Here is a 22,710-nt window from a genome sequence, read left to right as displayed (position 1 = left end):
ATGTCTGAGCTACTACATATAAGCGGCGGGCCTACGAAACCCGAAATAATAGCTGTATCATTATCTAAACTTGACTTGAGTGAAGGATGCACCTTTTATGATATAGGATGTGGGACAGGTGCAGTTTCTATTGCTGCATCAAAGATGGCAAATAATATAAAATTCACTGCCATTGATGCACGCCAGGAAGCCATTGAGGTTGCAGAAAAGAATTTCAAGAATTTCGGACTAGATCGTGTAAAGCTCATACACGGTGAATCATCGGAAATTCTGGAAAAACTACCTCCCGAGGAAAAAATTGATTGTGCCTTTGTAGGCGGTACAAAGAATATTGGTGCTATACTCAAATCTCTTGTAAAACATGAAGCAGGAAGCATTATAGTCAATGCAGTAAGGATTGAAACTGTGGTTTCTGTAATGAACCAAATGAAAGAACTTGGAATTTTTGACACTATTACTAATATATCAATCTCAAGAGGATATCCAATTACCGGGGAAACTATGTTTAAACCAGAAAACCCCGTGTACATGATATCCGGAAAATACAGTAATATTCAAGGTGATAAAAAATGTTGATAGGAGTAGGACTTGGACCGGGTGACCCGGATCTTCTCACGCTGAAAGCTGTAAATGCACTAAAAGACAGTGATAAGGTATACGTGCCTGGAAAAATGGCAGAAGAACTGGTAAAACCATATACAGATTCGCAGATTCTGGATTTCCCGATGTTGCGTGATTATGATGTGCTGAACGAAATATGGAAAAAGAATGCTGACATCATTGCCAATGAAGCAAGAAATGGAACCGTTGTATTCGGTCTGATCGGGGATCCTAACTTTTTCTCCACATTTACACATTTAAAAAGAGTCATGAATAAATACTACCCGGACGTTGAAACTGCAACAATACCTGGTATCAGTTCAATTACTTCTTTTGCCTCACGTACCGATTCAGAAATCGATTCATCTTTTGAAGTATCGGATGGTTCTGACAAAAAATCAAAGATTGTACTGAAGGCAAAACATACACATGACATTATCCGTAACCTGACCGAAGAAGGATATGATAATTTCATATTTGCAGAAAGACTGTTCCTGGACCGGGAAAGGATTATTAAGGGCAAGGAGAACATTCCCGGGAAAGGTAATTATTTCAGTATTCTCTATGCAGAAAAGGGAGAGAAATAAATGGATGACAAAATCGCTTTTGTCGGTGCTGGTCCGGGAAATGCCAAATTGATCACTGTACTTGGCAAGGAAAAACTGGAAGAGGCCGATCTTGTGGTATATACCGGTTCACTGGTAAATCCTGAAGTGCTTGAATATTCAAAAGGGAAAAAGGTAGACAGCTATGGAATGACCCTTGAAGAAACTACCAAAGTGATGGTGGATGCACTTAATGAAGGCAAGAAAGTTGTCCGGCTGCACAGTGGAGACCCATCCCTTTATGGTTCTATCATCGAACAGATGGAAGAACTGAAAAAATACAATATTGAAGTCGAAAGAGTCCCGGGTGTATCCTCTGTGTTTGCTGTTGCTTCAGCTCTTAACACCCAGCTGACATTAAACGGTGTTTCCGACTCGCTCATCATAACCCGGCCCGCAGGCAAAACACTGGGAGAAGACAAAATACCTGCTCTTTCCAGACACGGTGAGACCATGGCAATCTTTTTGGGAACCCAGAAGATTGAACAGATCATGGATAAACTGGAATGTCCTTCGGACACTCCTGTTGCTGTAATCTACCATGCATCATGGGATGATGAACAGGTGATCTTCGGAAACGTGGAAACAATTGCCCAAAAAGTCAAAGAAGCGGGAATCCAGCGCTCTGCCATGATTATTATCGGAGGTGTGGTGGATCCGAAAAATTACAGGAGGTCACACCTATACGGAGTACACCAGCCACCGCTGTAATAACCTTCAATCGCAATATGGATGTGGCTCGTAGGATCGCAGAACATGTGGGAGCAGACCTGCTTATCTATAGCAAGAACATCTTCAGGGAAGCCTTTGAAAAATATGACTGGATAATTGCTGTTTTTGCTACAGGAATAGTCGTCCGGGATATTGCTCCTCTAATTAAAGATAAGTGGACAGATCCGGCGGTTGTGGTGGTGGATTCAAATCTCAATTTTGCAATCCCTGTTCTGGGGGGACATCATGGAGGCAATGAACTGGTCAGAAAGATTGCTGAAATTGGTGCGACCCCGGTTATTACAACTGCCACCGAGGTCCATAACCGCAATTCTGTTGAGGGTATTGCCAAAAAAATGGGGTGCGATATCGTGAATAAGGAATCCACAAAGGATGTGAATTGTGCACTTCTGGATCAGGATGTTGAGGTTTTGAGAATAAAAGGACCGAAAATTGTTATCGTGGACAATGATGTGTCCGTACTTAAAAGTGAACAGGAAGATACATGATTATAGGAATCGGTGCCCGCAGGGGAATTCACGAGGAAGAAGTCCTAGAAGCCATTTCTCAGGCACTGGAAACAACAAATACCAGAAAGGAAGATATCGAAGCACTGGCCTCAGCGGAACTCAAAAAAGATGAACAGGGACTTAAAAGCGCAGCCGAAACCATTGGCGTGCCAATTCACTTCCTGCCCCATTCCAAACTTAACGAAATAGATGTACCCTCTAAATCCAGAGCATCAAAGTTTGGTCTTAAAGGTGTGGCAGAACCCTGTGCACTTGCACTTTCTACTAACCAAAATCTGATAATGAAAAAGAAAGTATATGGAAGGATTACAATTGCAATCGCAGACTGATAAAAAAGGAAAACTCTATGTAATCGGAATCGGACCCGGTTCGGTGGAACAACTAACCATTGCATCCAGGGATGCTATCCTGAATTCTGATTATATAATTGGTAATGGCACATATCTTGATCAGGTCAAGGAGCTCCTCAATGACCAGAAAATTATCAGGAGTCATATGGGAAAGGAAGTTGACCGTGCCAAAAAGGCAGTGGAACTTGCAGAGGACAATGTTGTCTCAATGGTAAGCGGTGGAGATGCCAATGTATATGGCATGGCCGGTCTTGTGCTGGAAGTTGCCGAACATCATGAACTGGATGTGGATATCGAAGTCCTGCCCGGTGTTACCGCCATCACCGCAGGAGCAAGTGTGTTGGGTGCACCCATTGTCAATGATTTTGCAGTGATAAGCCTCAGTGACCTGTTAACACCATGGGAACGTATCGAAAAAAGGCTCATGGCTGCCTCTGAGGCGGATTTTATCATATCCCTCTACAACCCGAAAAGCAGACAACGCAATTCCAACTTCCGGAGGGCCATTGAAATAATCCAAAAAACAAGGGATGGGTCATCTCCTGTGGGACTTGTGAAGAATGCACTGCGCGGAGATTCCCAGGAAATGAAGGTAACCACCCTTGACAAGGTGCTGGATTATGACGACTGGGTGGATATGAGGACAATGATATTGATCACAACCCCCGAATCCCGCATATGGGGTGGGAATGGTATGGAAAAGATAATAACACCCAGGGGGTATCAGAGGAAATATGACTACTGAAGAACAAAGCGGCAAGGAACTTGAGAACCTTGTGGAAATCACAATGGAAGCTGAACCTGAACTCGTGGATATGTGCCAGGACCTGGGGGCTCAGACCGAAGAAGCAAAAGCCATTTACATGACCAGCAGGCGTATTGCCAGCAAACTGGTTGGAGATGATTCTCCCCAGGGGCGAGTCAGACAGAGATGCATGATATCCACAGGAGACCCTGAAGTTGCCGAAATAATGCGCTTCAAGAATGATCCAATAAAAGCAGGTGTTGAGGCGATCAAAAACGGCGCTCCCATCTTTGTTGATATCAATATGGTAAAAGCCGGTGTTACCAAAAAGGGTCATGATTGCCCGGTAATCTGCGTTCTTGATGAAGATAAAGATGCACAAACCGCTCACAAATATGGCATTACAAGAACAGCAGCCGGTTTTTTGAATTGTCGTGACAGGCTTGAAGGAGCAATTGTAGCCATAGGAAATGCTCCTTCCGCTGCATTTGCAGTATGCCGCATGATTGATCACGGAATAAAACCAGCTCTTGTAATTGGAACGCCTGTGGGATTTGTCAATTCCGCCGAATCCAAGGAAGAAGTGCGTAAACGGGATGTTCCCTCAATAACCTGTGTAGGTACACGGGGTGGGACGCCTATAGCTGTGGCCTGTGTGAATGAAATTGTGGCAATCAAAAGGGATGAAGAAAACTGTGACTGATCAGAAGGTCACAAAAGGGTTGATGCTGAGCATCCAGATACCTGCGATAATCAGCACCAATCCTGCTCCTTTTTTTATATAATTCTGATATTTTGCAACGTTGCCAAGGCTACCCGTAAAATGGGCGGAATAGGCAACCAATAACATCGGTATCGCAAAGCCCAGGGAATAAATGGAAAGCATCGCTGCCCCATAGTATATATTGCCTTCAACTGCTATCCTGGTGAGCACTGCGCCGAGAATCGGGCCGATACAGGGAAGCCACAAAACCCCCAGGGATAGTCCCAGGAGCAATCCCCCGGCTACTCCCCTATTTGCAATGGCGGGTACAGGAATCTTTGAAAAGATATTGAATATTTCTACATTGCTTACCATAACGATGCCAAAACCAATAATGACAGCAGCAGCCAGGATATTCAGGTAGGTAAGGTAGTCGCGCAGAGCATAACCAAATGCAGAAGTTACAATCCCCATCAATACAAAGGATATGCACAATCCCAGAACAATGACAAGGGGCCTGAAACGACCTCTGTCTGTGGAGGAGGCGAAGAGGGCGGGTAGCAGGGGAAAGATGCAGGGGGAGGCAATGCTAACAATACCTGCAACAAAGATTGCAATGGGAGTTATGTTATCGGTAATCACCTGTAAACCGCCTTTATATTATGATGTATTATTCTGCCTGTAGGCTATAGCATTGTCCAGTGTCTGCCTGAGGATATTACCATCCGTCAACCCCACATAGCGCGTGGATCTCCGGTCAAAGGAAACATTGCCATCAGGTCCCATGAACAGGTACCTGTCATCCTTGATTCCTGCAATGACACTCATATCGGGTATTGAATACACTCCGAAAAACGAGGCTGCATCACGCTCTTCATTAATGTTGACCATGATCACAGAGGCCTTTCCTTCATAATCATCTGCAATGCTATCCAGAATAATATCCTGGTCCCTACAAGGGGCACATGTCGGTGAACCGAACTTGATTAGCACAGGTTCCTCTTCCAATATGGTGTTCAGTTGCTCGATATCTTTAGTGTTTGATTCCTGTACAATAGTTTCCTGTTGCTGGTTAACTTCAGGAGTCGTGCAGCCAGCAGCCATAAATGCCAGTAACATCACAATCAGCACAAATCCATACATAATTCTGTTACCTGCTATCATCCATTAAGAGAGTGGTACATTAAAATATAAGTGTTATGCATGGTATCCCCAAATTTATACAAAACCCAGATGTAAAAAATCAGGCATTTTTGAGTTTCCACTTCAACAGCACCCCACCCTCCATCTTTTCGGCACTTATAAGAGAACATGTGGGCATGTTTGCTTCATCAAAACCTTCTCCATCAATAAGAGTAGGAGCGGTTCCCCCTCCTATTATGAGATTTCCTATAAAAGAATATATTTCATCCACAAGCCCGTTTTTGACAAGTCCCCAGTTGAGGCCTGCACCACCTTCAACCATAAGCCTGTGTATACCCATTTCATCAAGTATGGATAACAATTCAGGAAGGTCCACCTGATTTCCGCCAGCCATTATGACCATAGCCTTTTTTCTCAGTGATTCGACCCTGTCAAAAGCTGCACTTTCAGAAACTGCAATTATTATTTTGCCAGCACCCTTCCTGAATATGTCAGCATTTGTTGGAATACGTGCTTTACTGTCTACCACGATTCGTACGGGATTTTCATCAAGTCCTTTTGCAAGCCTTTTAGCCCGCCTTTCATCGGATTTGACAGTGAGGCTGGGGTCATCAGCAAGAACAGTTCCAATACCTACCATTACTGCATCAGAACTTGCTCGTAACTCGTCCATTCTTTCAAAATCCACATCACCTGATATCCTTACCTGGCGCCTCTGTCGGGTGGATATTTTCCCGTCAATGGACATTGCAGCATTTATAAATGTAAAGGGAGTGGGCATGAAATCCCTTCAGTTTCAATTATAAGATCAGCTATCTATCAGTGCTTTCATGAGATAACGGTCTCTCAACAGACCAATGAATGTACCGTTTGCATCCACCACAGGAACCTGATCGACCCTGTTTCTTTTCATTTTAAGAGCACATTCACTAACACTCATATTACTGGACGCCTTGATCAGATCGGTGACCATCACTTCTTTTACAGGCACATCCGGAACTTTTATTCTGGACACACTATAATATATGCTGAGAGTATCTCGCATGGATTCCCAGGTCCATTCGTCATCGCCAGAACCAGCAGACATATCAGACATTTCAAGGGAATCTTCTATGACACTTGCACTGATAATGTCACGGTCGGATATTATACCTACCAGATCAAGTTCAGAATTCAGAATCGGAACTGCTTTTATGTGTGCAAGTTCCATATTCCTGGCAACTAATGGCAAAGGTGTTTCACACCATACCGGACCAATGCCTTTCCTGCCCAGATATTTACTTATTGGGTCATCGAGTTGTAGGGAGGCCATACTTGCAACAATATCGGCAACTGTTATCATACCTTCAAGTTTATCGTCATCATCCACAACCGGCAACCTTCTGAAACCATATTCCATCAGGTATTGCGCGGCTTTTTTGATGTTATCTTCAGGTTTAATCTTTAGAGGGTCCCGTGTCATGAGCAAAGCAATCTGTTCTTCTTCAGGATTGCTCAGAAGATTACTTCTACTAACGATACCAACCACCCGATTATCTTTGAGCACCGGCACACCGGATACCTTTTTATCTTTCAGGATATTCAGCACTTCATCTCGTGAACCGGGCAGAGTGGCTGCGGCGACATCAGTCACCATGATGTCCTTTATAAGGGTTTTTTCTGGCATTTTTAAATAACCTCAATAAAATCTTTTATTGATTTTTATTCTTCTCCATTTCCCCTTACTACCATAACAGGAACATGTGAGTTGCGGGTGACCTTTTCTGCAACGCTTCCAAGAAGGAATCTGTCAAGTCCACTTTTACCGTGGGTACCCATGACTATAAGGTCAATTCCATTGTTTTCAGCAAAATCAATTATCTCATGACCTGGATGGCCTTCAAGCAATTTTGATTCTATTTCGATATCTTCTCCGGTGTCAGATATCACTTTATCGGTTATTTCTTTCCCTTCCTTTTCAAGAAGCTCATACATCATTTCCCATCCGCCATCCATGGGAATGGAATCAAATGATGCGGTATCCACGACATAGGTCACGTATACTCTGGCACCACTGAGTTTTGCCAGTTCAATTCCGTAAGAGACCGCTTTTTTGTTCTCTGTGGAACCATCGGTAGCGATCAGTATCTTTTTGTAGATTTCACTTGCCATATTTGATCTCTCGAATAAATGAATAGATTAATGGATTATTGATAAAATATCGTCTGGCCTTGCCCGACGAACAAGACCACTTAATACATCCTGTATTCCTTTTAGATTATTTGACGTGCCATCCAATACCATCAGGTTTGCCTTATCCCCTTCCAGCAGAGGGCCTTTTCCCTCCATCTCCAATATTGATGCCCCATTAAGTGTGCACATTTTAAATACTTGTCTATCCTCAAGTCCAAATACCTTTGAAAGGAACTCCATCTCAGAGAACATATTTACAGAATTCAGCATAACATTGTCAGTACCTACGCCCACATTTATACCGGCTTTCAACATTTCAGCAACAGGTGCAATCCCCACCCCTGTAAGGAAATTGGATCTGGGGCAGACAACCACCGGGATAGATGCATCGGCAACGTTTTTGAGGTCTGACTGTACTGCCTGTGTCAGATGGACAAGCATATCCGGCTGCAGAGATAGTGCATCTTTGATATCGTGGCGGGATTTTTCACCGGCATGTATACAAAAAGGGCGTCCGGATTTGTGACAGCTATCAGCAATCTGTGTCAATAGATTCAAATCGATATCATGTGCACCGCTCATTCCTATACCATCGGCCTGGGAAAGGAGTAAGGAAATTCCCTCATGCACAGGCATATTGTATTCCCTGCTGTCAGGTCTTGCAAATATTCTGGAATCAATATCCATAGCTTTTAATGCATCCTTCAGTGCCAACACACCTCTGTATCCCCCCTCCCGGAAATCTGCAAAACCGGTGGTTCCTGTGGCAAGCATGTCCCTGATGGAAGTTCTCATGTATTCTACAAGTTCCCTGTCAGAAGTTTTTGCAAGAATGCGGTGTTTCAGACCGTCAGGCGGCCTGACCAGACTGTTCAGGTCTCTTTTTACCACAAAATCCTCGGCCGGGCCTATGCAGGGGTCTTTACAAACCGAGTCACCGATATGGGTGTGACAGTTGGTAAAACAGGGAGCAATAATGTTTTCAGAAGATGTCGGCTCCTCACACACTTCATGTATTATACCATCCCGGATACATACATAACCTTTAACCAATGACAAATCCTCACCGTAGAGGATGTTGCCATAAATAACCTGTTCATGGGCCATTGAGGACATAATCCTTTATCCATATGTATTAATAATTAAAAAATTAACGCTGGATATATCTTATTTAAATTTTGCAGTTACAGCCCTTTTTCCTGAGAGCGTCTTTTTGCCCATCAATGGATGTTACAAGAGTGTCCTGTCTGGACTCACCATCTGCAAGGACAGGGTCAAGGGGGCTGTGGTGATTTATATCCCCGCGTCTGCATTTCCCTGACAAGGGCTTCATGTCGCAGGTACAGGGCGTGTAATTTGCCCTTCCAGCGAAGTGTTTCAGGATGATTGGAATAAGCCTTCTTGTTATTAGTTAGAATGGACCAGAGAGCATGCAATTCCCTGTGTTCTCCCAGAAGATGCTGTCTGCAAAGGTCAGATGGTGGTAAATCCCATATTCTCATGTGAGATAGATTGGCTTTTTTCTTATTTGAAATTAACAATCTGTTATTCAGGCATCTAAAACAAAAAATATATTTAACAATGATGTAACCTACTCAATCTATTCATTACAATCATTAATTCATATCAGGTTAGATACGATGAAAATCAGCAGACCAAGAGGAACCAGGGATTTCCTTCCTGAGAATACGCGATTGAGACGTTTTGTTGAAAACAGAATGAGAGATGTAGTTTCCAGATGGGGTTATCATGAAATAATCACTCCTACCTTCGAAAATCTCGAACTTTTCACCCTCAAGTCCGGAGAGGGAGTTACCGGTGAGATATACAATTTTTCCGATAAGGGTGACAGGGAGCTTGCCCTGCGTCCGGAACTCACCGCACCTGTCATGCGGATGTATGTAAACGAAATGCAGGCAACCCCTCGTCCGTTAAAACTCTTCTATTTCGAGAATTGTTTCCGTTATGAAAGACCCCAAAAAGGGCGTTTCAGGGAATTCTGGCAATTTGGGGTTGAGACCATTGGTAGCAGCCGTCCTGATGCTGATGCCGAAGTAATAGCTCTTGCAGAAGAAATGATCGAATCTGTGGGGATTAAGGGAGATTTGCGTGTAGGGCATCTGGGGATAATTCGTCATATTCTAAAAGAACTCGAGGCAGAGCAGCAGACAAAAATCATGAGGCTTGTGGATAAAAAGGATGACACCGGGCTTGATGATTATCTTGAACAGATCAATGCATCAATAGAGCTTCGCAATGAGCTGTTTGAACTTGTCAGCATCACCGGAGAAGATGCAATAGAAAAGGCAAGGCAAATTGTGGGGGATATTGAAGAACTCCATAAATTTGAAGAACTGACTCAAATACTGGATGCCTATAATGTGGAGTATTCCATGGACTTTGGCATTGCCAGGGGTCTTGACTATTACACAGGCATGGTTTTTGAGATATATGCCAGCAATCTCGGTGCCCAGAACCAGATATGTGGCGGTGGCTCCTACCAGTTGATACATCTTTTCGGTGGAGGGGATGTTCCTTCAACTGGGTTTGGACTTGGTTTTGATCGTATAATGGAAATATGCGAACTTGAACCTGAACAAAAAAAGGAAGTTGTGCTTGTGGCAACAGATGACACCCGTCTGGATGCAATAGGGATTGCGCGTGAGTTACGTCGGAAAGTGCCGGTATATCTCGATATAATGAAGAGAAACTTCAAGGGCCAGCTGTCTCACGCCAATAACATCGGTGCCAGGTATGTGGTAATAGTGGGCAAGAGGGAAATGGAGGCTGGCAAAGTCACTCTGAAGGATATGGGATCCGGCGAACAACACCAGTTGACCGTTGAAGAGGCCAGAGAGCACATTCTCAAAAGTGGATGGTAACTGCTATCACCTAATATATGATAACAAATACTGATTATGTATTGTATTGATAATACTAATTCCATTAACTTTGAAATATAGTATCATAAGTTGTAAATACTGCAAATTACCTTTTGGAATATTTGTAATTCATAGAAAAGCAGTAATGGTGACCAATTAAATATTACGCAAAACCGATAGTAAAAAAGCAAAATAATAAATAGCTTGAAGTCCCAAGCTATTTTTCACGCTGTTTACTATCTAAATGAATTTTATGTATGGAAAACGGGCATAAATAATATTTATACTTTACTAAAAAACGCAGGAAAGAGGATTTATGGCACAATTCGAGGATAAGGCAGAATTAGAAAAAGTCATCAACAACAGTCCTGCCATAGTATTTCTCTGCAAAACTGAACAGGATTGGCCTGTGGAATTTGTATCAGATAATGTTGTAAAGTTAGGTTACACTGTAGAAGATTTTGAGTCGGGATCGATAAAATATGCTGATATTGTACATCCACAGGATTTAAACTATGTACGCTCCGAGGTTTCGAGGAATTCAGAAGAAGGAAATACAGAATATACCTAGGAGTATAGAGTACTAACAAAATCTGGTGATGTCCGGTGGGTAGATGACAGGACATTTATCCGGCGTGATAATAACAATAAGATTACGCATTACCAGGGAATCATAATAGATATTACAGAACGCAAAAAGGCAGAAGAAAATTTGTATCTTGACGAATCTCGGCTTGAGGCCCTTTTGAAACTCAATCAAATGACGGGTTCATCATTACAGGAAATTACAGATTTTGCTCATGAAGAGGCAGTCAAACTAACTAAAAGCAAATTGGGTTATCTTGCTTTTATGAGTCCAGATGAGGGTTCCCTTATCATGTATTCGTGGTCAAATCATGCGATGAAAGAATGTAATGTAAAAGATAGAAAATTCATATATCCTATCGAGACCACCGGTCTCTGGGGAGAAGCTGTAAGGCAGAGAAAACCAATAATAACCAACAATTATCAGGAGGCAAATCCTCTTAAAAAAGGGTATCCTCGAGGACATGTGAAGTTGACAAGACACATGAATGTTCCAATATTTGATGGGAACAGGATTGTGGCTGTAGCGGGGGTTGGTAATAAAGAAGAAGATTATGATGAAGCAGATTTGAGACAATTGATTCTACTCATACAGGAAATGTGGAGGCTAATCCAACGTAAGCAAATGGAAGATGCTCTTCAGAAAAGTTCAACTGAGCTTTCAATGGCAGAAATGGAACTTAAATCTTTTGATAGAATGAAAGCCGAAATCCTATCAGACAATAAGGGGACTAAACCTGCAAATGAACAAGGAAAGATGATCGATGATGAAACTCTTGAGATTATCAATGACCTTGAAAAAAAAGCCATTGAAAATGTAATACATCATTCTCAAAGATTAAGGCGTATAGTAAATTCTTTCATTTATACGAGTATGGAAGAAGCAGGCAAGATAGAATACAATTTTAAGCCAATTGATATTTCTGTGCCACTGGAACATTCCCTTGTAGACACCATTTTCATGATAGAAGAAAAAGAAATAGTATTGGAAAAAACAATACCAAAATCTCTTCCTTTAATCAATGGAGATGAAGAAAAGCTGACTGATATGTTTACAGTTTTGATGGATAGTGCCATTCGGTTTACTCCTTATAGAGGAAAAGTGACAATAATTGTTGATGAAGAAATGAATTATATTCATGTTATATTGAAAGATAATGGGGCCGGTATCCCAGAAAATATAATTCCCCATATGTTCCAGCGTTTTTATGAGATTGATTCCCAAACAAAAAACAATTCGGAAGGTATAGAATCCGGCCTCTATATATGTAAACAGATAGCTGATGCTCATAAAGGCAGCATAAAGATTGAGAGCAAAATAGATGTGGGGACAGAAGTCCACATTTGGATTCCAAAAATAGATTTCTCCTCAAAAAAACAATTGGGTGAAGAGTATGAAATCTGAGTTATTAGGAACCCTCTTCCTATCAGAAAAAAGAAAAGATCTCCTTCTTTTGCTGGTAAAAAAACCCAGGGACATTGATGAGATAAAAGATATACTTGATGTGAATTCAAGTGCAATAATGACCCAAATTAAGATACTTTTAAGTCATGGGTTAATCGTTTATGACGATGATGTATATAAATTATCAGGCATGGGCAGAGTAATTGTAAAAAAGATGCAACCACTACTGGATGTATTATCCGTATATACGGATAATAAAAATTATTGGGAAAACCACAACCTCAATGCAATACCTTCTTGTCTTTTAGAAAGAATAGAAGAAATGGGAAACTGTGAATTGCTCGAACCTAGCCTTAATAGGATGTATGAGTTACCAGAAAAAATGGTAGAATATCTTAATCAATCGACTTACGTACATGAAGTTTCTTCATATTTCAGTCCAGCATACCCAAAAGTCTATATTGAACTTGCGAAAAAAGGCGTTGACGTTTCAGTAATAATAACAAAACCAGTATTTGAAAGACTTCAAAATGACTATCAAGAAGAAACAAGAGAATTTGTGAATATGGAGTGTGGAAATCTTTTTGTTTTTGGAGACAAGATTGAAATTGCATCAGGTACTGTAACGGATAAATTCACAGCAATCTCACTCTTTTATAATACAGGAATTTATCACAACCATGTAATCATGAGTTTTGATAATAGTGCTTTGAAATGGGGGGAGGATTTATTTAGATATTATCTTAATAATTCAACTCCAATCACAGACAAAGACATATAAAGGACCAGACTGTCATAAATAATTCTCATATATACATACACTTAATTTGTGGATTAAATATTTTATTTTTTACTAGTTATGAATGTAACTTACAGTTAGATTCTGAATAGTGCAAATGTAATCAGAGGCTTTGATTTGATCAAATCTTTTGATATTCAGATATGCAATATTTCATGATAACAGCGTTAACACAATAACACATTCATTCACGGTTAACGATGTTAACTTAGCAGCACCTTCTCCTATAATTGATGTGTATGATATAATAATAGATCTCTATTGATATCATTTTTGTAAATCTGATTTCACAGGTTATGTTATATGTTTCTGACTTCCATCTATATATGTGCAAATTGAGAAATGGACATAATTTGTCCATTTCCTCTAAAAATATACAGCAACATAATGTTGGAGGAAACATTAGATGGCGCAAGACATATTAAAAGAATTAGCGGAAGCTGTGGTTTCTGGAAACAAAGACCTAACAGCAGAATTGTCCGAAAAGGCGTTAAAGGAAGGATTGGATCCACATAAAGCTATTATTGATGGATTGGCCAAAGGAATGGTAATTGTTAGCGATAACTATGAGAAAGGAACAGCTTTCGTTCCACATCTGTTGATCGCTTCACAGGCAATGTATGCTGGAATGGATGTGCTAACACCCCACATTGAAACAGAAGAATCATCCAAACCCGCAACCATGGTAATCGGTACTGTAGAAGGTGATGTGCATGACATCGGTAAAAACCTTGTCAAAACAATGATGTCAGCAGGAGGAATTGATACTATAGATCTTGGAAATGACGTTCCTCTGGACAAATTCATTGAAACAGCAAGAGAAAACCAGGCCGATGTCATCTCTATGAGTGCACTGATGACAACTACAATGTCCGGAATGGAAAAAGTCATCGAAATGCTTCAGGAAGAAGGACTCAGGGATTCCCTTATCGTAATGGTAGGAGGAGCACCCATATCTGAAGATTTTGCCGAGAATATCGGTGCAGATAAAACAGCACCTGATGCTTTGCATGCCTCAAACTGGGCAATAGATGCCGTAAGTAAACTTTCACCTTCAAAGGAAAGATGGAGTGACGAGAAAATCAACCTTGCTAAGGTGAAATATCGGGAAATTCTGGCAAAGAAACAGGTGAAATCAAAGAAAGACATCGGGCGTGAAACTGCAAAGCAGATCATGGAAGAATTCGAAAGTGTTGGTGTCAAGTCTAAGGAAGAAATGAGTCATGCTGACAGGACTCTTGCGGCTATGGCTGACAAGAAAGTTGACCGTCTTCCAGTATATCCACTTGCATGTGGTGCTCTGAGAAAATTTGCAGACGCGACTTACAAGGAATATGCCATAGATCCCAATAAGTTTGCAGAAAGCGCTTTCCTTGGTTGTAAATACATGGACCTTGACATGTTTGTAGGTTTGATTGATCTTTCAGCTACTTCAGCTGACTTTGGATGTACTATCAAATATCCTGAAGAAGATACACCTTCCTCAGAAGGACACCTTGAGGACTATGAAGATATTGAGACCCCAGAAGTCAAAGAAGGCACACGTGCCTATGAATTGATTGAGGCTTCAAAACTTGCCAAAGATAAGTTAAACAAGGAACTTGGTACACCATTTGTTGGGTTCCATGAAGGTCCTCTCCTGACTTTGACACAACTTATGGGTGCAGATCGTGTGCTTATGGACATGAAAACCAACCCGGATGTTGTTCTTGAAGCACTTCAGAAATGTACCGACTACGTCTGCCAGGTTTCAGAGGCCTTCTTTGAAGAAGATGCCTGTGATGCTCTTTGTGTTGACAACCTGTGGTCAAATAATATAATTATGGATGAAGAAGACTATTGGAAGTTTGATGGGAAGTTTGTATATGATCAACACATTCCAGTTTTCAAAAAATATGATCAACCATACATCATCCACAATTGTGCAGATGCTGTTCATTTCGATACTCAGATCAAGAAATTCGGAACAGCTCTGTTCAGCTATGCATACTATGAAAGTGAAAGGGAAAAAGGCTCACAAAACTATGCAGACCTTATTCCAAAGTATGGTGACATGTGCTGTATGATGGGAGAAATAAATCCTATTGATATGATGGACAACTCCCCAGAAGGCATACAGAAAATTGAAAACGATACAGAAGTGCTACTGAAGGGAGTTCATGAAAGCCTGAAGGAAAATGGTATGCAGTCTAAGTATGTCATGTCTACTGGATGTGAGACGCCACCAGGAGGCCCAATGACACCTATCAAGGCAATGGTGGACAAGGTCAAGGAACTTGGCCCACAGTTTCAAAAAGACATAATAGGGTGATATTAAACCCTATTTTTTTTGAGACGGTTGATTCGTGCAAATTATGAAAATATACTTTCAAATTAAATTATAACACAGGAGGTTATAAGATGTACCTTGGACTTGGAATTGATACAGGAGGCACATATACTGATTCTATTATAATGGACATCTCGTCCGGAAATGTAGTGGACGCTTATAAATCGTTAACTACTCATTCCAATCTAATACAGGGAATAGAGAATTCTCTTGAAGGACTCAATGATAGTTACCTGGAAAGTATAGAATTTGTATCCGTTTCAACCACTCTTGCAACCAATACCACGCTTGAAAAAAATGGGCATCCTGCTGCACTTATCCTTATCGGCCATTCAATTAATGGACCCCTTTCAACCGATCAAATCCTATCCATAAAAGGTGGTCATGATGCTGATGGCAATGTTGCAGAAAATCTCGATGACCCTGAATTGATTGAAAATTTTGTAATGCAAAATAAAGATAAAGTCTCCTCTTTTGCAGTATCATCTTATTTTGGAGTAAGGAACCCTGAACATGAGATGACAGTAAAAGATATTATTGGAAAATTGACCGACAAACCAGTTGTATGTGGACATGAACTTTCAATGAATCTTGGAGCTTATGAAAGAGCTGTCACAGCATTATTAAATGCACAATTAATCCCGGTAACTGATCAATTTATAAGATCTATTCTTTCGGTAATGGAAAGAAAGGGAATTGATGCAGATCTAATGATGATGAAATGTGATGGTTCCCTTGTAAGAATAGAAGATGCACTGAAAAAACCTGTTGAGTCAATATTTTCAGGGCCTGCAGCCAGCCTTGTTGGTGCGTCTCATCTTTCAAATCTTGAGACCTGCCTGACTATGGATGTTGGTGGCACAAGCACTGATGTGTCAATGATATCCAATGGAATTCCCGAGATAAGTGAAAGTGGTGCTAAAGTTGGGGGATGGAGCACGATGGTAAAAGCCATAAAGATGGACACGTCTGCTCTTGGCGGTGATAGTCATGTATGGGTTCAGACACGTACAACAATAGGATCGAATAGGGTCATACCCCTGTGTCTTGCAGCATATAATCATCCTGAATTGATAGAAAAACTTGGCAACGTTGACAAACCTAACGTACGCCTTATGGATAATATAATACAGCCTACAACCTTCTTTATAAAAAGTGATTTGAATAAATATGAATCAGATAACTTTAAATTGAACTCTAATGAGAAACGAATCTTCGATGTGTTAGATTCTAAACCGCTATCCCTGTATGAGATATCGAATAAATTAGATGAACACATTTTGATGTTTTCCGGTCACCTTGAATCTCTTGTCAAGAAAAAATATGTTCAGCAAATTGGTTTTACTCCTACAGATGCCCTTCACGTTTTGAGGGATTATACCGGATATAATGCAGAGGCATCAGATATTGGAGCTCAGCTACTAGGTGAATACGTGGGTATGGATAAAGATAGTTTTTGCTCACATATAAAAGCACAAGTAGTAAAGAATATGTCCGTAAATATAGTGTCTTATTTAGTAGAGGATATCAAAAAATCAGACATAGAAAAGATGATTGAATCCCCATCTTCTTTGAATTTCAAAGTAAATCAACCCATAGTTCTTGTTGGAGGACCTGTAAAAGCATATCAGGAAGATATTTGCAAAATACTCAATGCTGACATAATAGTTCCTGAGTATCATGAAGTTGGAAATGCGGTTGGTGCTCTCCTTGGAGATGTTATCTACAGAACTGAATCCATTGTAAGGATAGACAGGACTGGGACTAACCAGTATGTTGTTTTTTCTGAAAACGGAAGAAACATTTTTGATGAGTATGAGGACTCTGTAAATTATGCTTATAGTATAAGTAAAAAACTTATTGAAGGATATATGGCAGGGTATGGTCTGGACATGTCTAAAATAAATTTAGATATAGCCAGAAATGACATGAAAAACGGATATGGTGCAAGGCTTGAAACTAAAATCGTGGCAACAGGAATTGGAAGTCCAAGGAGATAATTTAGATGAACTCAGCGGTAAATAATATAGGACAACAACAGAACAATGCAGATGACATGTATCAGCTTATGCAGAACGTTTACAGAAAAATCGGTCTGAAAAATGATGTAGAGAACAAAGAACTTATCGACCACCTTGAAAAAGCATCTGTTGAGATAAAAGAATTGTTGAGTACTTCATTTGGCCCCTGGGGACTAAATAAATTAATTACAAATCATGTTGGTGACGTGTATTTAACTAACGATGGAAAAACCATAATAAAAGAGATGGATGTATTACATCCTATAGTTACTTCTTTGAATGATCTTTCAAAATCAATGGATAGATCATGTGGTGATGGTACAAAAACCGCAGTTATACTGGCATCTAGCCTTATTGTAAATGCAGTTAAACTTATAAAAATGGGTGTGCACCCTACCACCATCATAAAGGGTTATAAAATTGCTCTTAATAAGGCATATGAACTTATCGAATTCAACAGTATAACTGCTAAATCATATGATGAGACCTACGCTGCAATCCTCAGTGCTTCATTTGCCAAAGGTATAGAACTTGATCAAGCAAAGAAGCTTTCAACAATGGTTGTTAATGTGATCGAGCATTTGGCAACAATATCTCCTGATGGTTATCTGGATCTCGATGAAAATGTAAAAATAATGAAGAAAGTTGGCGGGCCTGATATATTGCATCTTAATGGTGTCATTCTTGATGAAACACCCGCAAGATTTGATATGCCAGAATCAGTATCCCATCCAAATATTCTCATTCTAAATTATGATTTGAAAGTCAAAAGTGAATTTATAAATTCAAAACGTAACATCAGTATGGATAGCATTGAAACCGCTCATATGTTCAATGAAGAGAATAAAAGAATACTTGACGGGTTTGCTGATAAAATAATAAATTGTAATGCTAATGTTGTGTTTTGTGAAGGTGATGTAGACTCCCAGATAGAATCACGCCTTGTGGAACAAAACATACTAATGTTCAAGAAACTTAAAAATAAGGACCTGGAAAATATTTCTAAGGCAACAGGTGCCCAAATTATGTCCATAAAGGACAATCTGGAGCCAGATCATCTTGGAAAAGCAAATGACGTTGAAGTTACAAAGAAATGTGGTGAACATTTTGCTTTTATAAATGTCGAAAATCAAATGATTTCGACGATCTTGATATGGGAACCTTTCAAATATGCTCTTGAAAAGGTAGAAGAAGCTGCAGATGACGCACTGAACACTGCAGCATTTATCCTCAAGAATAAAAAGTTAGTTACCGGAGGAGGCGGAATCGAATTTGTATTATCGCAGATGCTGAAGAACTATGCAACCACAATAAAAGGAAAGGAGCAGCTTGCGGTTATCGAGTATGCCAATGCACTTGAAGAAATTCCCAGAATACTGGCAAGTAATGAAGGAATGAATGTTATAGATTCAATGGTAAAAATGTCAAATTTTTATAAAAAAGGATTGAATCCAAGAATTGATACTTCCAGATCTGTCACAGAAAATAATCCTTTAGTCTATGATTCAGCTAGCATCAAAAAATTAGCGGTCATCTCTGCTACTGAAACCGCAACCAGTGTGCTGAGAATCGATAAAATATTGTTGAAGAAATGACATTATAAAAGTTATGGTAACATGTGAAATCATGGATTAATATAAGTCTAGTAAAATAAAAATTACGATATAGCAGGGTGGTAAATTGAAAATGATTCTAAAAGTGAGGATTCATCATGAGTGGTTTAGGATTTAAAGAAAGGTTGTTGAATACCTTAAAAGGCAAACCTGTGGATAGAGTTCCGGTGATTTCCATAACACAAACAGGTATTATTGAACTAATGGATGCAACAGGTGCTTCATGGCCAGAAGCACATAGTGATCCTGAGAAGATGGCAGAATTAGCCTTTGCAGCTTACGACCTCACAAGATTAGAAGCTGTGAGATATCCATATTGCTCAACAGTTCTTGCTGAAGCAATGGGCTGTAAAGTTAACCTCGGTTCAAAATTCATTCAGCCCCATGTAATATCTCATCCTTTTTCAGAAGACACCGATAATATAGAGGCTCCAAAGAATCTTGTTGAAAAAGCGAGAATTCCTGCTGTTTTAAAAGCTACAGGTTTATTGAAGGAAAAGGTGGGTGAAAATGTGCCTATAATAGCAGGAATTGAAGGACCATTAACCCTTTTTTCTCATCTTACGGGTGTGGACAGCTACATTAAATGGTCCACACTAAACCCTGATTATGCTACACAATGTTTGAATATTGCCACAACCGCATGTATTGAGTATGCGAATGAGCTAATCAAACATGGAGCTGATGTAATTTGTGTTTCAGAAGGTAATGTTTGTTCTGATTTACTAAATTCAGACATGTTTGAATTCTTCGTAAAACCACAATATCATAGATTTTGTGAAAACACAACAGGTATAAAAATTGTACATATGTGTGGAAATGCAAACCCAATGTTAGACTCTTTGGCAGAATGCGGATTTCAAGGCATAAGTATTGAAGAAAAAGTCAAAGATTTCCAGGCGATTAAAAAAATGGTTGGAAACAAGTCCTGTCTTATTGGAAATATCTCAACTTCTACGACAATGTAGAATGGAAGTTATAATCAGGTGAAAAAGGAGGCGAAAAAATATCTGGCAGATGGAATCGATGTGCTTTCTCCAAGAAGTGAAATAAATCCCAAAACTCCTTTTGAGAACGTAAAGGCACTTGTTCGAGCAAGAGACGAGTACTATGCCAAAAAACTCAATTCTACAAAAATGTAAACAATCCGTTTCAAAAAATAGACCAACAATGCAATTACAACAATTTATGGCCTTTACTAATAATATTTTTTTGTAAAATTTCATTACTCTATTTGTAAGGAGGAAAGCAAATGACAGAATTAACTGTGTATTCGAATGTATGTAATTTTACACATAAAATAAATGGGAAATTGGATGGTGACAAGATCATCGTCGATATCGATACACCCTGTGAAAAGATCAAGAAGATGTCCCATCTAGAAGTTCCTATGATGGACCTTTTCGATATAAAGGACAACTGTGTCATGCAAAAGGCCCAGGAAGCAAAATGCAGTGTTACATGCCTTGTTCCCTGTGCTGTCCTCCATGTATGCTGTCTGGAAGCAGGTATGATGTCGGAATCCTTGGTCCAGAAGACAGGGGATGTTCGTATAGAATTTGAATGATTTTTGGATCCGAGGGGGCGATATATTTTCAGAGGAAATGACATCCAAGGAGCGGTTTGTTAATGCTCTTGAGATGAAGGATGTGGATAGGATGCCTTATGGGTATCTCTGGTTTGGGGCAGGCAACGGCGTCCTGGGGCGCATGGATGCCTGCATGAGCGATGTCTACTATTCTGCAGAAGGGATCGCCAGGGCACAGATACTTGCAAGGCAGATGTATCATCATGACAATGTTATGTCTCCTTGGGGATGTCTGCTAGTTGAGGCAGAAGCACTTGGCACCCGGCTGAACATCAAGGACGATCGGTATCCCACGATAGCCGGTTATCAACTAAGTTCTGCCAATGAATATGATCGGATTGATCCCCTGGACATTGAAAGGTCCCACAGGATAGAGACTGTTGCAAATTCTATCGGGATACTAAAAAAGGAGCTCAAGGACGAGGTCTTCATCAAAGGTGCCATGCTCTCCCCTTTGATGCTTGCTTCCCAGGTACTTGAGGCCAGCAGTCTTTGCATAGAAATGCTCACTGAAAAAGAGAATGTTCATGAGTTACTTGAAAGACTCACACAAAGTTGTATCCTTTATGCTGACCGGCTTATTGAAGAAGGGGTTGACGGTATCTTTGTTGAGAACGGGGAGAACACGGCAGATCTTTTCAGTCCTGATATGGCTGAGGAATTCATGCTCCCTTATACAAAACAGCTCTACGACCACATCCAAGATAATGGCATTTATGTGATATCCCATAACTGTGCTGAACATGCATTCCATGAGATGGAAGCATCTCTAAAACCAGATGCCCTTAACTTCGCTTTAGGTGATGTTGAAGCCCTGGGCAAGAAATATGGTGTTGAATGTACAAAGATCCATAAAAAGGCCGGATGCAGCCCAAGATACTGCTTTAAGGAACTTGAAAAGCATGGTATCTGCCTTATGGGTAACATCAATCCCAATGCCTTCTGCAGGGATTCGTTAGATGATATTGAGCACGAGGTAAAAAGCTGTATGGACGCCGCACCTGAAAAAGGTTTTATACTCTCTACAGGCTGTGAAATCCCTCTTAGCACACCGATCGAGGAAATGGAAACCCTCTGGAGATCGATAAGTTCTCGCTTGTGAAAAGGGTCATATGGACGATCTATATTCAAATTCAATCTCGCAATGAATTGAACATTATTGGAGAAATGGTCCCATGAATCATGAAGAAGCATGTATGGACGAAGAAATATTGAATAAGCAGCAGTGTCATTGGGAAAATGTATTTTTAAAGAACAATTCGATGTTCGGTGAAAGATGCAGTGGTCCTGCCATGAAAGCAGCAGAACTCTTCAAGGAAGAGGGTAGAACAAAGATTCTTGAACTTGGAGCAGGTCAGGGAAGGGACACTTTGTTCTTTGCAAATAATGGTTTCGAGGTATATTCTCTTGATTACTCCAGACAGGGAATTGAATGTATAGATCAGAGGTCCCGGGATATGGGACTATCTGGATCGATAACACCCTTGCAGCATGATGTTAGGGAACCTCTGCCTTTTGATGATGGTTATTTTGATGCCTGTTATTCTCATATGCTCTACTGTATGCCCCTAAAAACATCTGAACTTGCATTCATTTCAAAAGAGATCAGGAGGGTCCTGAAACCAGGCGGTCTGAACATATTCACTACACGACACACAGACGATCCTCAATATCGAACAGGAGTTCACAGAGGAGAGGACATGTGGCAGATACAGGGTGGATTCATTGTTCATTTCCTGAGCATGGAAAAGGTGGAGCGCATTTCACAAGGGTATGATATCGTTGATATGGAGGAATTTGAAGAAGGAGAGCTTCCAAGAAAGCTTTTCAGGGTAACCTTTCGAAAAATTTAAGAAAATTATGAATAAGGATTGTAAATGAGGGCGTAATGGGAAATATCTGATTGAGATCAAAACCAGCTCCGGAAAC

The 22,710-nt window shown here is 40.4% G+C and carries 23 protein-coding genes and 2 pseudogenes; 18 read left to right on the top strand and 7 right to left on the bottom strand.

Going from position 1 to position 22,710, the window contains the following annotated elements:
• From cbiT to MMAH_RS07415, 7 genes are read left to right on the top strand one after another with little or no spacing between them, the layout of a single operon-like run.
• Positions 1-576 (top strand): precorrin-6Y C5,15-methyltransferase (decarboxylating) subunit CbiT, encoded by a 576-nt coding sequence (cbiT, locus tag MMAH_RS07445; protein ID WP_013037936.1) that lies wholly within the window; start codon positions 1-3, stop codon positions 574-576.
• A complete protein-coding gene (locus MMAH_RS07440) occupies positions 570-1,187 on the top strand; it encodes a cobalt-factor II C(20)-methyltransferase (RefSeq protein WP_013037935.1) in 618 nt (205 codons plus the stop codon). Before cbiT ends, MMAH_RS07440 begins: the two co-directional genes overlap by 7 nt.
• Positions 1,188-1,916 carry a cobalt-precorrin-4/precorrin-4 C(11)-methyltransferase gene (locus tag MMAH_RS07435; RefSeq protein WP_013037934.1) on the top strand — a complete coding sequence of 243 codons (729 nt, stop codon included), beginning with the start codon at positions 1,188-1,190 and terminating at the stop codon, positions 1,914-1,916.
• Positions 1,917-1,933: 17 nt separating this feature from the next.
• Positions 1,934-2,425: a cobalamin biosynthesis protein CbiG gene (locus MMAH_RS07430; protein ID WP_013037933.1), complete on the top strand. Its 492-nt coding sequence runs from the start codon at positions 1,934-1,936 to the stop codon at positions 2,423-2,425.
• A complete protein-coding gene (locus tag MMAH_RS07425) occupies positions 2,422-2,775 on the top strand; it encodes a cobalamin biosynthesis protein (RefSeq protein WP_013037932.1) in 354 nt (117 codons plus the stop codon). The genes MMAH_RS07430 and MMAH_RS07425 overlap by 4 nt, the downstream gene beginning before the upstream one ends.
• Positions 2,744-3,541, top strand: a complete 798-nt coding sequence (cobJ, locus tag MMAH_RS07420) for a precorrin-3B C(17)-methyltransferase (RefSeq protein ID WP_013037931.1) — start codon at positions 2,744-2,746, stop codon at positions 3,539-3,541. Before MMAH_RS07425 ends, cobJ begins: the two co-directional genes overlap by 32 nt.
• Positions 3,531-4,244, top strand: a complete 714-nt coding sequence (locus tag MMAH_RS07415) for a precorrin-8X methylmutase (protein ID WP_013037930.1) — start codon at positions 3,531-3,533, stop codon at positions 4,242-4,244. Before cobJ ends, MMAH_RS07415 begins: the two co-directional genes overlap by 11 nt.
• Here the strand turns inward: MMAH_RS07415 and MMAH_RS07410 are convergent, their stop codons facing one another.
• From MMAH_RS07410 to MMAH_RS07380, 7 genes are all read right to left on the bottom strand, one after another.
• Positions 4,245-4,886 (bottom strand): cytochrome c biogenesis CcdA family protein, encoded by a 642-nt coding sequence (locus MMAH_RS07410; RefSeq protein ID WP_013037929.1) that lies wholly within the window; start codon positions 4,884-4,886, stop codon positions 4,245-4,247.
• Between the two features lie 18 nt (positions 4,887-4,904).
• Positions 4,905-5,408, bottom strand: a complete 504-nt coding sequence (locus MMAH_RS07405) for a thioredoxin family protein (protein WP_083774849.1) — start codon at positions 5,406-5,408, stop codon at positions 4,905-4,907.
• Positions 5,409-5,487: 79 nt separating this feature from the next.
• Entirely contained in the window at positions 5,488-6,168 is a 681-nt protein-coding gene (locus tag MMAH_RS07400) for a 2,5-diamino-6-(ribosylamino)-4(3H)-pyrimidinone 5'-phosphate reductase (RefSeq protein WP_013037927.1), read from the bottom strand.
• Positions 6,169-6,195: 27 nt separating this feature from the next.
• Positions 6,196-7,053: a CBS domain-containing protein gene (locus MMAH_RS07395; RefSeq protein WP_013037926.1), complete on the bottom strand. Its 858-nt coding sequence runs from the start codon at positions 7,051-7,053 to the stop codon at positions 6,196-6,198.
• Between the two features lie 35 nt (positions 7,054-7,088).
• Positions 7,089-7,538: a universal stress protein gene (locus MMAH_RS07390; protein WP_013037925.1), complete on the bottom strand. Its 450-nt coding sequence runs from the start codon at positions 7,536-7,538 to the stop codon at positions 7,089-7,091.
• Positions 7,539-7,565: 27 nt separating this feature from the next.
• A complete protein-coding gene (locus MMAH_RS07385; protein ID WP_013037924.1) occupies positions 7,566-8,675 on the bottom strand; it encodes an amidohydrolase family protein in 1,110 nt (369 codons plus the stop codon).
• A gap of 158 nt (positions 8,676-8,833) precedes the next feature.
• Entirely contained in the window at positions 8,834-9,061 is a 228-nt protein-coding gene (locus MMAH_RS07380; RefSeq protein WP_245526212.1) for a pyrimidine dimer DNA glycosylase/endonuclease V, read from the bottom strand.
• 138 nt (positions 9,062-9,199) lie between these two features.
• Between MMAH_RS07380 and hisS the strand changes: the two genes are divergently transcribed.
• The 11 genes and pseudogenes from hisS to MMAH_RS07325 all read left to right on the top strand — a co-directional run bounded on the left by hisS (position 9,200) and on the right by MMAH_RS07325 (position 22,634).
• The gene (gene hisS, locus MMAH_RS07375) at positions 9,200-10,441 is read left to right on the top strand and encodes a histidine--tRNA ligase (protein WP_013037922.1); all 1,242 of its coding nucleotides are present in this window, start codon (positions 9,200-9,202) and stop codon (positions 10,439-10,441) included.
• A gap of 316 nt (positions 10,442-10,757) precedes the next feature.
• Positions 10,758-11,105 (top strand): annotated as a pseudogene (locus tag MMAH_RS10700) (PAS domain-containing protein); the annotation flags it as partial.
• Positions 11,106-11,153: 48 nt separating this feature from the next.
• Complete coding sequence (locus tag MMAH_RS07365) at positions 11,154-12,431, top strand: sensor histidine kinase (RefSeq protein WP_052293847.1); 1,278 nt, start codon at positions 11,154-11,156, stop codon at positions 12,429-12,431.
• On the top strand, positions 12,421-13,212 hold the full coding sequence (locus tag MMAH_RS07360) for a helix-turn-helix transcriptional regulator (protein WP_013037921.1): 792 nt from the start codon (positions 12,421-12,423) through the stop codon (positions 13,210-13,212). Before MMAH_RS07365 ends, MMAH_RS07360 begins: the two co-directional genes overlap by 11 nt.
• Before the next feature lie 424 nt (positions 13,213-13,636).
• Positions 13,637-15,541, top strand: coding sequence for a uroporphyrinogen decarboxylase family protein (locus MMAH_RS07355; protein ID WP_013037920.1), 1,905 nt, complete (start codon positions 13,637-13,639; stop codon positions 15,539-15,541).
• 89 nt (positions 15,542-15,630) lie between these two features.
• The gene (locus tag MMAH_RS07350) at positions 15,631-17,559 is read left to right on the top strand and encodes a hydantoinase/oxoprolinase family protein (protein WP_013037919.1); all 1,929 of its coding nucleotides are present in this window, start codon (positions 15,631-15,633) and stop codon (positions 17,557-17,559) included.
• A gap of 5 nt (positions 17,560-17,564) precedes the next feature.
• On the top strand, positions 17,565-19,175 hold the full coding sequence (locus MMAH_RS07345) for a TCP-1/cpn60 chaperonin family protein (RefSeq protein ID WP_013037918.1): 1,611 nt from the start codon (positions 17,565-17,567) through the stop codon (positions 19,173-19,175).
• A 116-nt stretch (positions 19,176-19,291) separates the two neighbouring features.
• Positions 19,292-20,335 (top strand): annotated as a pseudogene (gene mtaA / locus MMAH_RS07340) (methylcobamide:CoM methyltransferase MtaA).
• Positions 20,336-20,445: 110 nt separating this feature from the next.
• Positions 20,446-20,760, top strand: coding sequence for a DUF6951 family protein (locus MMAH_RS07335; RefSeq protein WP_013037916.1), 315 nt, complete (start codon positions 20,446-20,448; stop codon positions 20,758-20,760).
• 37 nt (positions 20,761-20,797) lie between these two features.
• Positions 20,798-21,883 (top strand): methylcobamide--CoM methyltransferase, encoded by a 1,086-nt coding sequence (locus MMAH_RS07330; protein ID WP_013037915.1) that lies wholly within the window; start codon positions 20,798-20,800, stop codon positions 21,881-21,883.
• A 73-nt stretch (positions 21,884-21,956) separates the two neighbouring features.
• Positions 21,957-22,634, top strand: a complete 678-nt coding sequence (locus tag MMAH_RS07325) for a class I SAM-dependent methyltransferase (RefSeq protein WP_013037914.1) — start codon at positions 21,957-21,959, stop codon at positions 22,632-22,634.
• Positions 22,635-22,710 lie beyond the last annotated feature (76 nt).

The organism is Methanohalophilus mahii DSM 5219 (assembly GCF_000025865.1).
GTDB classification, from domain to species: domain Archaea; phylum Halobacteriota; class Methanosarcinia; order Methanosarcinales; family Methanosarcinaceae; genus Methanohalophilus; species Methanohalophilus mahii.
The sequence above is the reverse complement of the archived record's forward strand: the minus strand, read 5'-3'. Positions and strand labels throughout refer to the sequence as shown.

Excerpts from the sequence above, each read along its gene's own strand:
- MMAH_RS07385 (WP_013037924.1), bottom strand. The coding sequence starts at position 8,675 with ATGTCCTCAATGGCCCATGAACAGGTTATTTATGGCAACATCCTCTAC.
- hisS (WP_013037922.1), top strand. The coding sequence starts at position 9,200 with ATGAAAATCAGCAGACCAAGAGGAACCAGGGATTTCCTTCCTGAGAAT.
- MMAH_RS07360 (WP_013037921.1), top strand. The coding sequence starts at position 12,421 with ATGAAATCTGAGTTATTAGGAACCCTCTTCCTATCAGAAAAAAGAAAA.
- MMAH_RS07355 (WP_013037920.1), top strand. The coding sequence starts at position 13,637 with ATGGCGCAAGACATATTAAAAGAATTAGCGGAAGCTGTGGTTTCTGGA.
- MMAH_RS07400 (WP_013037927.1), bottom strand. The coding sequence starts at position 6,168 with ATGCCCACTCCCTTTACATTTATAAATGCTGCAATGTCCATTGACGGG.
- MMAH_RS07330 (WP_013037915.1), top strand. The coding sequence starts at position 20,798 with ATGACATCCAAGGAGCGGTTTGTTAATGCTCTTGAGATGAAGGATGTG.
- MMAH_RS07390 (WP_013037925.1), bottom strand. The coding sequence starts at position 7,538 with ATGGCAAGTGAAATCTACAAAAAGATACTGATCGCTACCGATGGTTCC.
- MMAH_RS07425 (WP_013037932.1), top strand. The coding sequence starts at position 2,422 with ATGATTATAGGAATCGGTGCCCGCAGGGGAATTCACGAGGAAGAAGTC.
- cobJ (WP_013037931.1), top strand. The coding sequence starts at position 2,744 with ATGGAAGGATTACAATTGCAATCGCAGACTGATAAAAAAGGAAAACTC.
- MMAH_RS07380 (WP_245526212.1), bottom strand. The coding sequence starts at position 9,061 with ATGAGAATATGGGATTTACCACCATCTGACCTTTGCAGACAGCATCTT.
- MMAH_RS07435 (WP_013037934.1), top strand. The coding sequence starts at position 1,188 with ATGGATGACAAAATCGCTTTTGTCGGTGCTGGTCCGGGAAATGCCAAA.
- MMAH_RS07345 (WP_013037918.1), top strand. The coding sequence starts at position 17,565 with ATGAACTCAGCGGTAAATAATATAGGACAACAACAGAACAATGCAGAT.
- MMAH_RS07335 (WP_013037916.1), top strand. The coding sequence starts at position 20,446 with ATGACAGAATTAACTGTGTATTCGAATGTATGTAATTTTACACATAAA.
- MMAH_RS07415 (WP_013037930.1), top strand. The coding sequence starts at position 3,531 with ATGACTACTGAAGAACAAAGCGGCAAGGAACTTGAGAACCTTGTGGAA.
- MMAH_RS07405 (WP_083774849.1), bottom strand. The coding sequence starts at position 5,408 with ATGATAGCAGGTAACAGAATTATGTATGGATTTGTGCTGATTGTGATG.
- cbiT (WP_013037936.1), top strand. The coding sequence starts at position 1 with ATGTCTGAGCTACTACATATAAGCGGCGGGCCTACGAAACCCGAAATA.
- MMAH_RS07430 (WP_013037933.1), top strand. The coding sequence starts at position 1,934 with ATGGATGTGGCTCGTAGGATCGCAGAACATGTGGGAGCAGACCTGCTT.
- MMAH_RS07395 (WP_013037926.1), bottom strand. The coding sequence starts at position 7,053 with ATGCCAGAAAAAACCCTTATAAAGGACATCATGGTGACTGATGTCGCC.
- MMAH_RS07350 (WP_013037919.1), top strand. The coding sequence starts at position 15,631 with ATGTACCTTGGACTTGGAATTGATACAGGAGGCACATATACTGATTCT.
- MMAH_RS07325 (WP_013037914.1), top strand. The coding sequence starts at position 21,957 with ATGAATCATGAAGAAGCATGTATGGACGAAGAAATATTGAATAAGCAG.
- MMAH_RS07440 (WP_013037935.1), top strand. The coding sequence starts at position 570 with ATGTTGATAGGAGTAGGACTTGGACCGGGTGACCCGGATCTTCTCACG.